Genomic DNA, 13,904 nt, shown 5'->3' with positions numbered 1-13,904 from the left:
GCCGGCCAGCCGCTGGCTACGCGGCGGCCTGCTCGATGTCGGCGCGGGAGATGGCGCCGTCGCGCACCAGCTCCCAGGCGCCGTCCCGGACCGCGACGATCGTCGAGCGCGGCGCCGGCGTCACGTCGCCCGCGTCGACCCAGACGTCGACCGCGTGGACGAACCGCTGCTTCACGGTCGCCGCCGAGCTGGCGCCCGGCTTCTGCTCGATGTTGGCGCTCGACAGCAGCAGCGCGCCGCCGAACGCCCGCATGATGTTGGTCGCGAGGACGTCGTCGGGGACGCGCACGCCGAGCGTGCCGGTCGCGCGGGTCAGGACCTTGCGGACCTTGGCCGGCAGCTCGTCGCTCGGCGGCAGCACCAGCGTCAGCGGCCCCGGCCACAGGCGCGCGGCCAGCTGTCGGGTGGTCTGCCACGCCGTGCCGTCGACGACGCCGCGGGCGCTGGCGAGGTCCGCGACCATCACCAAGGTCGGGTGGTTCTTCGCCCGGCGCTTGCTCTGCATCAGGCGCTGGACCGCGGCCTCGGACCGGGCGTCGGCGGCGATGCGGTACGCGCCCCGCACCGGGAAGCACGCGAGCCCACCGTCCGCGACCACGCGAGCGATCTCGGCGGCGCGGTCGGCGGCCTCGGCGAGCGGGATGGTCTTCATCGCGAGCACCGTCCGTCACTCATCCCATCCACTGTACGCCAACCGTCCGGCCGCTGGCGACGGATGTTTCGCGATCGCCCGCGGTTCCGTCCCCGGCGGCGGGCGCCGCCGGCGTCAGTTGCACTGCAGGTCGTGGCCGGTCGACCCGGTCCGGCCCGCCCCCCCCCCCCGCCCCCCCCCCCGCGCGCGCCGGCCCGCCCGCCCCCCCCAACCCCGGCGGGGGCCCCCCCCCCGCCCCCCCCCCCCCGGGCCCCCCCCCGGGCGGCCCCCGCCGCCCGCGCGCGCCGGCGGGCCGCCCCCCCCCGCGCCGGCCCGGGACCGCGGGGCGGGGGGGGCCGCCCCCCCCCCCGCCCCCGCCGCGCGCCCCCCCCCCCCGCGACCGTCAGGCTCCACGAGCCGCACGCGCTCGAGCTGGTCCAGCGCACGCCGATGACGACCGTGTAGGTGTCGCCCATGCCCGAGGTGTCGGGGCGGCGGACGCCGACCACGTCGTCGCCGGTGAGGTTGTTCGACGACTGGGTCGTGCCGCCGCAGGCCAGGCAGGTCACGTCGAGATCGAAGTTCGTGCCGGGCGGGCTGGTCAGCGTGACCTGCGCGCGCACGTCGTTGTTGCCGGCCACGACCTCGCGCACCGACACCGTGTAGAACGCCTCGCCGTAGCCGGTGGCGGTGAGCGCGGTGCTGGCGCTGTCGCCGTTGACGAAGCCGAGCGCGGTGGCGCCGGCGCACGCCGGGTTGGTGTCGCGCAGCTCGCAGCCGGTGACCGGGTTGCCGTCGCAGTCGTTGGCCCCGGCGGCGCACGTCGGCGCGCAGGTCGACGCCATGCACGCCGTGGTGCCGAACGAGTTGGAGCAGGTGCGCCCGCACAGGCCGCAGTTCATGACGTCCGAGGTGAGATCGAACGTCTCGTCGATCGCGATGTCACAGTCGTCGTCGACGTTGTTGCACAGCTCGACGATCGTGCCGGTGGTGTCGGTGCAGCGGGCGCCGCCGGTGCTCGGGTCGCACTCGACCACGCCCTCGAGGCAGGCGTCGCCGTCGGTGCCGTCGCAGGCGGTGCCGAGCGCGAAGCCCTCGTCGGTGGCGAGGTCGCAGTCGTCGTCGGCGCCGTTGCAGGTCTCGAGCGAGTCCGCGGTGGCGTCGGAGCAGACCACGCCGAGGCCGTCGCTCGTGCACACGACCATGCCCTCGGCGCAGAGGTCGGCGTCGGCGCCGTCGCACGCCACGCCGAGGCCGGGGAAGCCCTCGTCGGTCGCCAGGTCGCAGTCGTCGTCGGCGCCGTTGCAGAGCTCGACGTCGTCGTCGGCGGTCGCGTCGCCGCACTCGGTGGTCGTGCCGCTGGCGGCGCAGTGGACCAGGTCGTCGAGGCACAGGTCGGTGTCGGGGCCGTCGCAGGCGGTGCCGAGGGTCGCGAACGCCTCGTCGACGAAGCCGTCGCAGTCGTCGTCGAGGCCGTTGCACAGCTCGCCGCCGGCCCGCGGCACGCACGCGTCGACGGGCAGGGCGTCGACGGCGTCGATCGGCCCGCCGTCGGGATCGGCGGCGTCGGCGGCGTCGGGCATCCCGGACGTCGCGCGAGGGTCGAACGCGCACGCGCCCAGCAAGGACAGGGCCACGAGGGCGACGACGCGGGCAGACCACGGGCGAGGCATCCGCCGAGGCTACGCCGGTCGGGCGGTCGTGGGCAACACCGCCCCGCGGTGACACCGCGGCCGCGCGGCGCGGCCCACCAGTGGCGGCGATCGTGCGCTGGCGGTAACGTGGCGGCGATGGCCGAGCTGATCTTCCGCGGGGGCACGATCGTGACGGTCGACGACGACCACCGGATCGTCGCCGGCGACCTGGCGATCAAGGACGGCGTGATCGTCGCGGTCGGCGGGGCCTACACCCCGAGCACGTCCGACTACCAGATCGTCGACGCCAGCGGCTGCGTGGTCATGCCGGGCCTGGTCCAGGCCCACGTCCACACCTGCCAGACCCTGGCCCGGGGCCGGGCCGACGACCTCGAGCTGCTCGACTGGCTGCACCAGGTGGTGTGGCCGTACGAGGGCGCGCTCGATCACGCCGCGCTCACCGCCGCGGCCGAGCTGGCGATGGCCGAGCTGCTCCTGGGCGGCACCACCGCGATCCTGGACATGGCCACGGTCCATCACACCGACGCGGTGTTCGCGGCCGCCGAGCGCACCGGCCTGCGCGCCACCATCGGCAAGGCCATGATGGACGCGCCCGACCCGGCGATCCCGCCCGGGCTGCGCGAGTCGACGCAGGCGTCGCTCGACGCGTCCGAGGCGCTGGTCGAGCGCTGGCACGGCGCCGCCGGCGGCCGGCTGCGGTACGCCTACGCGCCGCGGTTCGTGCTGTCGTGCACCGACGAGCTGCTGCGCGAGGTCGGCCGTCGCGCCGGCGCTCGCGGGCTCGGGATCCACACCCACGCCAGCGAGAACCGCGGCGAGATCGCGGCGGTGGCGGCGCGGTTCGGCAAGCGCAACCTCGAGGCCCTGGCTGACCTGGGCGTGCTGGGCCCGCGCACGGGCATCGCCCACTGCATCCACCTCGACGAGCACGAGCTCGAGCTCCTGCGCGAGAGCGGCGCCCACGTGCTGCACTGCCCCAGCTCCAACCTCAAGCTGGCGTCGGGCGTCGCCGCGATCCCCGAGCTGATCGATCGCGGCGTCCACGTGGCGCTCGGCGCCGACGGCGCGCCCTGCAACAACAACCTCGACGGCTTCCTCGAGCTGCGCCTGGCGGCGCTCGTGCACAAGCCGCGGTGCGGGCCCAAGGCGATGCCGGCCAGCCAGGCGCTGGCGATCGCGACCCGCGGCGGCGCCGCGCGGCGCTCGGCCTCGGCGATCAGATCGGCGCGCTCACGGTCGGCCGCCGCGGCGACGTGATCGCGGTCGACCTGACCGGGCCCCACGTGGTCCCGGCCGAGCACCCGCTGTCGGCCGTGGTCTACGCCGCCCGCAGCACGGACGTCCGCCACGTCGCGGTCGACGGCGCGCTGGTGGTGCGCGACCGGACCCTCTTGACGCTCGACGTCGCCGCGGTCACCCGCGCGGCCACGGCCGCCGCCCGCGAGGTGTTCGCGCGGATGTGAGGCCCCGGGTGCTCGCTGGTCCGACCTGCGGTACCCTCCGGGCATGTTGCTCACGCGCGAGGAGATGTCGTTCGACTTCCAGGGCGCCCAGTTCGATCCGGTCAAGGACCGCGAGCTGCTCGGCTGGATGATGAACCAGTTCCTCTACGGCGAGATGACCGGCATCCAGGTCGGGCACTGGCTGTACGACGCGCCCGACGTGCAGGCGGCCAAGTTCCTGGCCCGGCAGTCGCTCGAGGAGATGCAGCACGTCGACAACTTCCTGCGCATCATGACGATGCTCGGCGTCGCGCCGGCCAAGGCCCACTGGGCGGTGCGGTTCCTGTCGACGGGGATGATGGGCGGCTCGTGGGCCGAGCACGTCGCGCTCGAGATGGCCCAGGGCGAGGGCTTCGTGCTGATGGCGTTCTACGCGGTGATCGACTCGCTCGATCACAAGCCGTCGGTCGACATCCTGCGGCGCGCGGTCAAGCAGGAGGAGCGCCACGTCGAGTTCGGCGAGCGCGAGACCGCGAAGGCCATCGCCGGCAAGGCCTGGCTGCGGCGACGCCTGCTGGGCCTGTCGCTGGTGTCGATGTGGGGCGTGCGCAAGCTGGCCGGCTACATGGACAAGCGCCTCAACCAGACCGGCACCGGCGAGCCGCACCCGGTCATGCGCCAGCTGCCCGAGTTCCTGGCGCTGTCGAACCGGTGCGCCGAGACCCGGCTGCGCCGGATCGGCGTGCTCGACCGGCCCCTGGCCGAGCTGGGCGCGCTCAAGCGGTTCGCCCTGGTGGCCGAGGCCTACGGCGGCAAGGCGCTGGGCGGCCTGCTGGGCCTGCTGGCCACGCCGCTGCGGCTGTTGCCGTTCTGGCCCAAGAAGAAGCGCCTGACCGACGTCTACCTGAGCGACCCGCACGTCGCCGGCTACACGCTGCCGGCCGCGGGCGAGCCCGATCCCAGCGACGCCTGACCGCCGGGACAGTCCGTTCGCGGTGGCGCGCTAGCCGCCGGCGGCGGCCTCGGTCATGATGGGCCGATGTCGTCTCCCTCCGCGCCGCCGGCCACCGGCCTCGAGCGGCGCGTGGTCTGGCTGGTCGCGATGGTCCAGCTCGTCAACGTGCTCGACTTCGTGATGGTCATGCCGCTCGGGCGCGACTTCGCCCGGGCGCTGGCGATCGACGAGTCGCGGCTGGGGCTGATCGGCGGCAGCTACACGCTCGCGGCCGCGATCGCCGGCGTGATCGCCGCCCGCTTCCTCGATCGGTTCGATCGGCGGCTCGCGCTGACGTGCGCGATGCTGGGGCTGGTCACCGCGACCGCGGCCGGCGGCTTCGCGCGCGATCTCCACAGCATGATGGCGGCGCGGATCCTGGCGGGCATGTTCGGCGGGCCGGCGACGTCGCTGTCGATGGCGATCGTCGCCGACGTGGTGCCCGCGGCGCGGCGCGGCGCGGCCATGAGCGTCGTCATGGCGGCGTTCTCGGTGGCGTCGGTCGTCGGCGTGCCGGCCGGGCTGTACGCGGCCGAGCTCGGCTCGTGGCGGACGCCGTTCTTCGCGCTGGCGGCCATCGGCCTGGGCGTCACGATCTTCGTGGCGCGGACGCTGCCGCCGATGCGCCGGCACCTCGACGGTCCGCGCCCGGCCCGCACGCCCACGATGGCGCTCTTGCGCCGGCCCGAGATGCTGATGACCCTGGGCGCGGCCGCGGCCATGACCTGGTCGGTGTTCATGGTCGTGCCGTACGTGCGGTCGTTCCTGCAGAACAACCACCACGTGCCCGACGCCGAGATCAAGATCCTGTACCTGGTCGGCGGCGTCGCCAGCTTCGTCGTCGTGCGCATCACCGGGCCGACCGTCGACAAGATCGGCTCGACCCCGGTGGCGATCCTGGGCACGGTGCTGGTGTCGGTCGCGCTCATGGTCGGGTTCCTCCCGGCGGCGCCGATCGTGCCGGTGGTGGTCGTGTTCGCGCTGTTCATGTGCACCGCGTCGCTGCGGGGCGTGCCGCTGTCGGCGCTGTCGTCGAAGCTGCCGGCGCCGCACGAGCGCGCGCAGTACATGTCGCTGCAGTCGGCGGTGCAGCACCTGGCGTCGTCGGCCGGCGCGATCTCGGCGTCGCAGATCGTCCGCAGCGCGCCCGATCAGCACCTGCTGCACATCGACGTGGTCGTGTTCGCGTCGATCGGCTTCGCGGTGTGCATGCCGATCCTGATGTGGCCGGTCGAGCGCCGGGTGCGGGCCCGGCAGGCCGCGGCCGCGGCGCCGGCGACGCTGCCCGAGGCGACGATCGCCTGAGCGCCGGCGACGGTCAGGGCGCGCACTCGGCGCCGCGGCCGAGCTGACGGAGCGCTCGGCACCGGAGCTGGCGCGTGTCGTCCACCAGCGAGTGGGCGGGCCAGGTCGCGAGCATGCGATCGGCGAGCGCCAGCGCGGCCTCGGGCGCCGCCAGCGCGTCGAGGTTGATCCGGATCGCCTCGACCAGCGCGATCGGCGCCCAGGTCGGATCGCCAGCGGCGGCGATCGCGAGGCACGCGGCCGCGGCGGCGTGGGGCTGGCCCTGGGCGCGCAGCAAGCGGGCCTGGCGCCAGCGCTCGACCATCGCCGGCGCCGCGGCGTCGGCCGGCGCGACGGCCGGGCCGGCGTCGGTGATCGCGCCGGCGGGATCGCGCGGCGTCAGGCCGGCGTCGACGGGTGGCGGCGCCAGGCCGCGCGGCGCGGCGGCGTCGGGCGCGCCGGCGGCGTCGGGCGTGTCGGGCGTGACCCCGGCGTCGACGGCGACGGGCGCCAGCGGCGCGGGGACCGCGGTCGGCGGGTGGGTCGGCGCCGCGAGCGCGAGCAGGCGCGCGGCCGCGGCGGTGCCGAGGTCGCGGCCCGCGGCGTCGGCGGGCCACCACGCGCCGGCCCTGATCGCGTGGGTCCCGCCGGGCTCGACCACCGCGACCGTGCCGGCGTGGACCCGGACCACCGCGCCGCGATCGTCGACCGCGAGCGTGTAGATCGTGCCGGTCGCGGTCGCGACGACGTCGGCGCCGCGCAGCGCCAGGTGGTAGCGGCGCGCGCCGGGCCACAGCCGGGCGGTGACCGTGCCGCGCTCGATCGCGATGATCGTGCGGTCGGCGTCGGCCGCGACGACCCCGTAGCGACCGCCGGGCTCGACCGCGATCGCGACGCGATCGCCGATCGTCAAGACGGTCGCCGCCGTCGGGCCGCCGGGCCGCGGGCGCACGAGCAGCACCAGCACCGCCGCCGCGACCGCCAGGCCACCGGCCACGAGCGGCCACCGCCACCGCCGCGGTGGGGCGGCCACCCGGACCGCGCGCGCGGCGTCAGCGACCGCGGCCGCCGCGAGCTCCGGGCGCACCTCGGCCGCGCGCGCGCGCGCCAGCAGGTCGTCGAGGCCAGGCCCAGCGCTCATGGGGTCTCCCTGGTTGGTGGCCGCGCGGTGGGCGCGGTCGTCAAAGATTCGTCACCGCGACGGGCCAGGTAGGCCTCGAGCTCGGCGCGCGCGTGGCGGTAGCGGCTGGCGGCGGTGTTGGCGAACGTGCCGAGCGCGCGGCCGGCCTCCTCGGCCGTCAGCTCGAGGATGCCCATCACCACGAACGCCTCACGCTTCTTGAGATCGAGGGTCGCGAGCGCGCGGCGCATCACCGCCAGCTCGGCGGCGCCGGCCTGATCGACGTCGAAGGTCGCGACCTCGACGTCGTCGCCGCCGTGGGGGTGGCGGGCCTCGCGGCGACGCTGGCGCCGCGCGGTGCGCATCGCGATCGCGATCGCCCAGGTGCGCGGGCTGGCCTCGCCGCGGAACCCGGGCAGGCCGCGGTGCAGCGCGATCATCGTGTCCTGGACCGCGTCGTCGACGGCGGGGCCGCTGCCCAGGATGAAGTGGATCTGCTTGCGGACGACCGCGTACAGCGCGCGCAGGAGCTCGCCGGTCGCGACCGCGTCGCCGGCTTGCGCTCGGCGCGCGAGGTCCGCGAGCTGTTCGGCCGACACCGGCGCCATGCCCGCGGTGTATGGCGCACGCGCGCCGCGGGATCGAGCGGTCCCGTGACAAAATTTGACGAGCGCGGCCGGCCCCGTGCCACTCACCCACCATGAAGTCTGTCGTCCTCGTGTCGTGCCTGGCGTGCCTCGTGGGCGCCTGGTCCCTCGCCGCCGCCCAGCCCGCGCCGCCGGCCGCGGCCGAGTCCCGGGAGGCCTTCCTCGAGCAGCGGGTCACCGACGAGCTCGCCGCCGACGGCATCCTCCTGGCGCGCCTGGGCGTGACCCTCGACCTCACCGCCGTCGGCGACGCGCTGCAGATCACGCTGATCGATCAGGCGACCGGTCAGCCGGCCGCGTCGTCGCGGCTGGCGCCGGTGCCGGCCGATCGCGAGGCCGCGGTCGCGACGCTGACGCCGGTGGTCGCCAACCTGGCCGCGCGGGTCACCGCGACCCGCCCGCCCGTGACGGCGCCGCCGGCCACCGCCGCGGCGGCGCCGGGCCCGGTCCGCCGCGCGCGCCGCGTCGCCGCGCTCGAGGGTGGCATGACGTCGTCAGACTTCTTCGCCGTCGGCGCCGCGGTCTATCCGATCCCGGGCCTGGCGATCGAGGGCTGGATGGGCCCGACCGAGCTGTGGGGCACGGTCGGCGGCGCGGTCGCGTACACCCACGGCGTCGCCGACTGGACCCAGCGGTCCAGCTCGCTGTGGCGCGGCGTCGCCGGCGTCGGCCAGCTCCGCGTCGGCGGCGGCGTCGGCGTCAAGACCTTCTCGTCGTGCGTGTTCTTCTGCGTCGACGGCGACGCGGTCGACGCCTTCGTCCGGGTCGAGGCGATCAAGTTCTTCTCGCCCCACGTCGGCGGCCAGATGGTGCTCGACGCCGGCGGCAGCGTGATCGACGCCGACGACGGCGGCGGCGCCGCGCTCTACCCGTTCGTCGGGTTCCGGATCGGGCTGGTCCTGGGGCTCTGAGCCGGGGCCGGGCGATCCGCTCGCGTCGCCAGCTCGGTCGAGCACGGGTCGACGCGCCGGGCGCCTCGCCTGGCGACAGGCCGCCCGGGAAGATCAGCTCAGCGGCAGGTGGCCGATGAACACGATCTTGCCCAGCTCGACGCCGTTGTGGCGGAGGATCGAGTAGGCGGTGGTCAGGTGGAAGTGGAAGTTCGGCAGCGCCATGTGATCGAGGTAGTCGCCGCCGCGCATGCCCTTGCCGCCCATCCAGTCGTGGGCGCAGCGGCGCTCCTCGGCGCCGACGAAGTCGTCGGGGGTGAACGTCGCCAGGTAGGCCAGGCAGGTCTGGATGCGTGCGCGCACCTCGGCCATCGTGCGCTCGGTGTCGGGGTGCGCCGGCGGCTCCTTGCCGGTCAGCTTGGCGACCGTGTACTTGGCCTGATCGCACGCGGCCTGGACCTGCTGGCGCAGCGCGTACTGATCGAGCGCCAGGCGGGCCTCGACGAAGCGCTCGGGCTCGAACTTCTTGGCGGCGGCCAGGGCCGTGGCCCGCTCGAGCCAGCCATCGAGGTTGGTCAAGAACTTGGTGAAGATCGGGACGGTGGCGTCGTAGAGGTTCATGCCGGCGATGCTACGCCGCATCCGCGGCGCCGGCGGGCGCGCAGGGTAACTTCACGATCGGATCCCGCGGCCCGCGCTCGCGTGGCGTCATGGACCAGCCCGCCACCACGACGTCGACTTCGCGCGGCTGGGCGTGCTGGCCAAGGTCACGCGCGGCGCGCGGCGCCGCCAGACCGCGTGATCGTCGAGGTCAGGCCCGGGCGCCGCGCGCGTCGCAGGCGAACCACAGCACCAGCCGGGCCGGGCGGCGGCCGTCGTCGAGCATCGCCGGGCCGAGGAACAGGCCGGGCGCGACCTCGCGCAGCTCGTCGCGGATCATCCGGATCGGCCGCGGGTTGGGGGCCTGATCGTAGTCGAGGAAGATGCACGGGCGGCCGTCGATGGCCGACGCCTCGAAGCGGGTCTCGAACGGGAACCAGCGCTTGCCGTCGCCGAGCCGGACCCGGTTGATGCCGCGGCCGTGGCCGTCGTCCTCGGCCGCGAAGCTCTTGCCCGCCCAGGGGAACCGGCGGGCCGCGGCCAGCGCGCGGACGGCCTGGCCGCGGGCGCCGCGATCGAGCCCGCGGATCGCCAGCATCCGGCAGGTGGGGTCGCCGTCGAGGGCGGTCAGCGACGCCGGCACGGTGCCGGCGCGGTAGACCGCGTCGAGCGCGGCGACGTCGAGCGCGGCCAGCGCGTCGAGGCTGGTCGGGCGCGGCGCGGCGGCGGTGGACGACGGGGACGAGGACGAGGACGGGGCGACGGTGACGGTCATGGTGAGTCCTTGCGAGCGTGCGAGGTGGCGGGCGCGGCGATCGCGGCCCACGCGCTGGCGGCGACCTCCCGGGACAGGGCGGCGGTGAACGGGACGTAGCCGGCGCGGGTGGCGCGCACCATCCCGACGAACGCGCCCCACACCGTGATGATCAGCGCCGGCGCCGAGCGACCGCGCAGCGCGCCGGCGGCGAGGCCCTGGGTCACGACCGCGGCGATCGGCGCGAGCACGCGCAGCTCGACCGCGCGCGACTCGGCGTCGAGGTAGTCGCCGTGGTGGTGCAGCTCGAGGAACGCGAACGCCCGCGGCTCGGTGCGGGCGAACCGATCGAGCGCGGCCCAGAGCGCGTCGAAGCGCGTGCGCAGCGGCCCCTGCGCCGGCACGCCCTCGACGAGCGCCGCGCCGAGCGCGCCCTTGGCCTGCCGGAACACCAGGTTGACCAGCGCGTCCTTGCTGGCGACGTGCCGGTAGATCGACGCGGGCGCCATGCCGGCGGCGGCGGCGATCTCGGGGATCGACGCGCCGTGGTAGCCGCGCTCGGCGAACAAGGTCAGCGCCGCGTCGAGCAACGCCTCGCGCCCGCCGCCGACCCGCGGCGGTCGCCCCCGGGGGGCGGCGATTCGGCGGCCGAACGTTGATTCCGCGGGAGAGAGCGCCGGCGGCCGAGGAGGTCCAGCGAAAACCTGCGCCGCGGCCGCCCCGGCGCGGTGATGCCGTCGGTCGCGTGCGGCGGCCCGGCCCGCGTGGTCGCAGGTCAGTACGCGTGGATCAGCGGGCGCACCTCGCTGCACGGGCGGCACAGCGCGCTCGGGAGGCCGGTGTTGCGGCGGGTGCGGCCGGCGATGGCCTTGAACACCGGGCCGCTGTTGACCTCGTCGCAGCGGAGGCACTCGTTGAGCGAGCCGTCGGGCAGGTGGTACGGCTGATCGAGCGCCGCGAAGCACGGCGCCAGGCACGCGGCCCGGGTGTGGACGGTGTTGTAGTACCAGATCTGCGCGCACGGCTCGGTGAAGCCCAGGTCGCGCAGGCACTGGACGTGGTCGGCGGCGGGGCCGCTGGGGAAGGCCAGGCCGCACGCGCGCACGGGCGCGGTCAGATCGCCCTGCTCCATGTAGACCGCGAGGTCGGCCAGCGGCGAGCACCGGCCGCACACGCCGAAGTGGGTCGGCACCGCGCCGTCGGCGAGCGCCGCGGCCTGGGTCGGGTAGTCGCGCAGGCGGTACTGCCGGGCGACCGGCTCGCGGACCACCGCGCAGACCGCGTCGTCGCCGACCGGCGGCGGCGGCGCGGCGTAGGGGTCGTCGGTCAGCGGCGGCGGCGGATCGAGCAGCGCCCAGGCGCGCAGCGCCGCGACGTCGGCGGCGGTGTACGTCGGCGGCTCGAAGTCGACGTCGCCGCACGTGCACCGCGGCGCGCACCGATCGGCGCCGAGGCCGGTGCTGGGGCCGGGCCGCCCGAACAGGATCAGGTCGCACGCGGGCGCGGCGGTATCGCCGCAGCTCCCGGCGGCGAGCGCGACGGCGGCGAGGACGGCCAGGGCGGCGAGGCGAGGGCGGCGCATCGTCGGCGCAGTGTCCCACGATCCGCGCGGGCCGGCGGCGGCGCGCCGGCGTCGCCACGCCCCGGTGAGCCCCGAGGGCGGGCGCGCCGCGCGTGGAAGTTCTGATCGCGCGCGCCGATCGCGGCGGTCCGGGCTAGAGTGCGCCGGATGTCCGCGCCACGGCCGCTGTTTGGCTATCGCAAGTTCTGGGCGCACCGCCTGGGGCCGGCGCCGTTCCTGCCGACCACGCGGGCCGAGATGGACGCGCTCGGCTGGGACGTGTGCGACGTGGTCCTGGTCACCGGCGACGCCTACGTCGATCACCCGAGCTTCGGCATGGCGATCGTCGGGCGGCTGCTCGAGGCCCAGGGCTTCCGGGTCGGCATCATCGCCCAGCCCGACTGGCGGTCGGCGGCGCCGTTCGCGGCGCTGGGCCGGCCGGCGCTGTTCTTCGGCGTGACCGCCGGGAACATGGACTCGATGGTCAACCGCTACACCAGCGATCGCAAGCTGCGCTCGGACGACGCGTACTCGCCCGACGGCCGCGGCGGCCTCCGGCCCGATCGCGCGGTGGTCGTCTACGCCCAGCGGTGCCGCGAGGCGTTCGGCGACGTGCCGGTCATCATCGGCGGCATCGAGGCCAGCCTGCGGCGCATCGCCCACTACGACTACTGGTCCGACAACGTCCGGCGCTCGGTGCTGGTCGACTCCCACGCCGACCTGCTGGTGTTCGGCAACGGCGAGCGGGCGATCGTCGAGATCGCGCACCGCCTGGCGGCGCGCCAGCCGATCGCGTCGATCCGCGACGTGCGCGGCACCGCGTTCATCGCGCCGGGGCCGCGCGACGGCTTCGTCGAGCTCGACTCGACCACCGTCGATCGCCCCGGCCCGGTGGCGCCGCCGATCGATCCCTACGCGATGGTCGAGGACCAGCCCGGCGCGGCCTGCGCCACCGACGGCGCGGCGCCGGCGCCGCTGGTGCAGCTGCGCGCGCGGCCGCCCCGGATCGATCGCGGCCTCCAGGTCATCCGCCTGCCGGCGTTCGAGGCGGTCAAGACCGACCGCGTGCTCTACGCCCACGCGTCGCGGGTGCTGCACCAGGAGTCCAACCCCGGCAACGCCCGCGCGCTGGTGCAGCGCCACGGCGAGCGCGACGTGTGGCTGACGCCGCCGCCGCTGCCGCTGACCACCGCCGAGATGGACGCGCTCTACGAGCTGCCGTACCAGCGGGTGCCGTACCCCGGCTACCGCGGCGCCAAGATCCCGGCGTACGAGATGATCCGCTTCTCGGTGACGATCCTGCGCGGCTGCTTCGGCGGCTGCTCGTTCTGCTCGATCACCGAGCACGAGGGCCGGATCATCCAGAACCGCTCCGAGGAGTCGATCCTGCGCGAGATCGAGGCGGTGCGCGATCGCACGCCCGGGTTCCACGGGATCATCAGCGACCTGGGCGGGCCGACCGCCAACATGTGGCGGCTGGCGTGCAAGACCAAGGAGATCGAGGCGGCGTGCCGCAAGCCGTCCTGCGTGTTCCCCGACGTCTGCGAGAACATGGGCACCGATCACGGCCCGCTGATCGCGCTGTACCGCAAGGCCCGGGCGCTGCCGGGCGTGAAGAAGATCTTGATCGCCAGCGGCCTGCGCTACGACCTCGCGGTGAAGTCACCGGCGTACGTGAAGGAGCTGGCCCAGCACCACACCGGCGGCTACCTGAAGATCGCGCCCGAGCACACCGAGGACGGGCCGCTCGCGCACATGATGAAGCCGGGCATCGGCAGCTACGCGAAGTTCAAGGAGCTGTTCGATCGGGCCAGCGCCGAGGCCGGCAAGGAGCAGTACCTGATCCCGTACTTCATCGCCGCGCACCCGGGGACGACCGACGAGGACATGCTCAACCTGGCGCTGTGGCTCAAGCAGAACGGCTTCCGCGCCGATCAGGTGCAGGCGTTCCTGCCGTCGCCGATGGCGAGCGCGACCGCGATGTACCACACCGGCTACAACCCGCTGCGCTCGCTCAAGTCGCGCACCGAGGTCGCGACCGTGCGGAGCCCGCAGCGGCGCCGGCTGCACAAGGCGTTCCTGCGCTACCACGATCCCGCCAACTGGCCGATGCTGCGCGAGGCGCTCGAGCGCATGGGCCGGGCCGAGCTGATCGGCAACGGCAAGCACCACCTCGTGCCGCGCTGGCAGCCCCAGGGCGTGGCGGTCGTCGGCGAGGGCACGCGCCGCCCGGGCGGGCCGCGCAAGGGCACCGCGCTGACCCAGCACACCGGCCTGCCGCCGCGCCCGCGCGAGCGCGACGTCGGCAGGCGCAAGCCGTAGGGGG

12 protein-coding genes and 1 pseudogene are annotated in these 13,904 nt (G+C 75.3%); 5 read left to right on the top strand and 8 right to left on the bottom strand.

The features are described 5' to 3' along the window. Positions 1–16: 16 nt before the first annotated feature. Both IPL61_39490 and IPL61_39485 read right to left on the bottom strand, forming a co-directional pair. Entirely contained in the window at positions 17–652 is a 636-nt protein-coding gene (locus IPL61_39490; protein MBK9037265.1) for a threonylcarbamoyl-AMP synthase, read from the bottom strand. Beyond that, entirely contained in the window at positions 649–2,304 is a 1,656-nt protein-coding gene (locus tag IPL61_39485) for a hypothetical protein (GenBank protein ID MBK9037264.1), read from the bottom strand. The genes IPL61_39490 and IPL61_39485 overlap by 4 nt, the downstream gene beginning before the upstream one ends. A 117-nt stretch (positions 2,305–2,421) precedes the next feature. Between IPL61_39485 and IPL61_39480 the strand changes: the two are divergent. From IPL61_39480 to IPL61_39470, 3 genes and pseudogenes are all read left to right on the top strand, one after another. Then, positions 2,422–3,749 (top strand): annotated as a pseudogene (locus tag IPL61_39480) (5'-deoxyadenosine deaminase). A gap of 43 nt (positions 3,750–3,792) precedes the next feature. Continuing rightward, positions 3,793–4,701 (top strand): ferritin-like domain-containing protein, encoded by a 909-nt coding sequence (locus IPL61_39475; protein ID MBK9037263.1) that lies wholly within the window; start codon positions 3,793–3,795, stop codon positions 4,699–4,701. Between the two features lie 66 nt (positions 4,702–4,767). Continuing rightward, positions 4,768–6,027 (top strand): MFS transporter, encoded by a 1,260-nt coding sequence (locus IPL61_39470; protein ID MBK9037262.1) that lies wholly within the window; start codon positions 4,768–4,770, stop codon positions 6,025–6,027. Between the two features lie 13 nt (positions 6,028–6,040). On the opposite strand, the gene IPL61_39465 is transcribed toward IPL61_39470, so the two are convergent. Then, the gene (locus IPL61_39465) at positions 6,041–7,147 is read right to left on the bottom strand and encodes a hypothetical protein (protein MBK9037261.1); all 1,107 of its coding nucleotides are present in this window, start codon (positions 7,145–7,147) and stop codon (positions 6,041–6,043) included. After that, the gene (locus tag IPL61_39460) at positions 7,144–7,734 is read right to left on the bottom strand and encodes an RNA polymerase sigma factor (protein ID MBK9037260.1); all 591 of its coding nucleotides are present in this window, start codon (positions 7,732–7,734) and stop codon (positions 7,144–7,146) included. The genes IPL61_39465 and IPL61_39460 overlap by 4 nt, the downstream gene beginning before the upstream one ends. Before the next feature lie 92 nt (positions 7,735–7,826). Here IPL61_39460 and IPL61_39455 point away from each other — a divergent pair, with 92 nt between their 5' ends. Further along, entirely contained in the window at positions 7,827–8,684 is an 858-nt protein-coding gene (locus IPL61_39455; GenBank protein MBK9037259.1) for a hypothetical protein, read from the top strand. A 93-nt stretch (positions 8,685–8,777) separates the two neighbouring features. Here IPL61_39455 and IPL61_39450 read toward each other — a convergent pair whose 3' ends face one another. From IPL61_39450 to IPL61_39435, 4 genes are all read right to left on the bottom strand, one after another. Then, the gene (locus IPL61_39450; GenBank protein MBK9037258.1) at positions 8,778–9,284 is read right to left on the bottom strand and encodes a DUF1993 domain-containing protein; all 507 of its coding nucleotides are present in this window, start codon (positions 9,282–9,284) and stop codon (positions 8,778–8,780) included. A gap of 190 nt (positions 9,285–9,474) precedes the next feature. Next, entirely contained in the window at positions 9,475–10,038 is a 564-nt protein-coding gene (locus tag IPL61_39445) for a hypothetical protein (protein MBK9037257.1), read from the bottom strand. Further along, the gene (locus IPL61_39440; protein ID MBK9037256.1) at positions 10,035–10,607 is read right to left on the bottom strand and encodes a TetR/AcrR family transcriptional regulator; all 573 of its coding nucleotides are present in this window, start codon (positions 10,605–10,607) and stop codon (positions 10,035–10,037) included. The genes IPL61_39445 and IPL61_39440 overlap by 4 nt, the downstream gene beginning before the upstream one ends. A gap of 185 nt (positions 10,608–10,792) precedes the next feature. Continuing rightward, entirely contained in the window at positions 10,793–11,599 is an 807-nt protein-coding gene (locus tag IPL61_39435) for a hypothetical protein (protein MBK9037255.1), read from the bottom strand. Between the two features lie 147 nt (positions 11,600–11,746). Between IPL61_39435 and IPL61_39430 the strand changes: the two genes are divergently transcribed. After that, complete coding sequence (locus tag IPL61_39430) at positions 11,747–13,900, top strand: YgiQ family radical SAM protein (GenBank protein MBK9037254.1); 2,154 nt, start codon at positions 11,747–11,749, stop codon at positions 13,898–13,900. Positions 13,901–13,904 lie beyond the last annotated feature (4 nt).

The sequence above is a fragment of the Myxococcales bacterium genome (assembly GCA_016717005.1).
Lineage (GTDB): Bacteria > Myxococcota_A > Polyangia > Haliangiales > Haliangiaceae > UBA2376.
The sequence above is the reverse complement of the archived record's forward strand: the minus strand, read 5'-3'. Positions and strand labels throughout refer to the sequence as shown.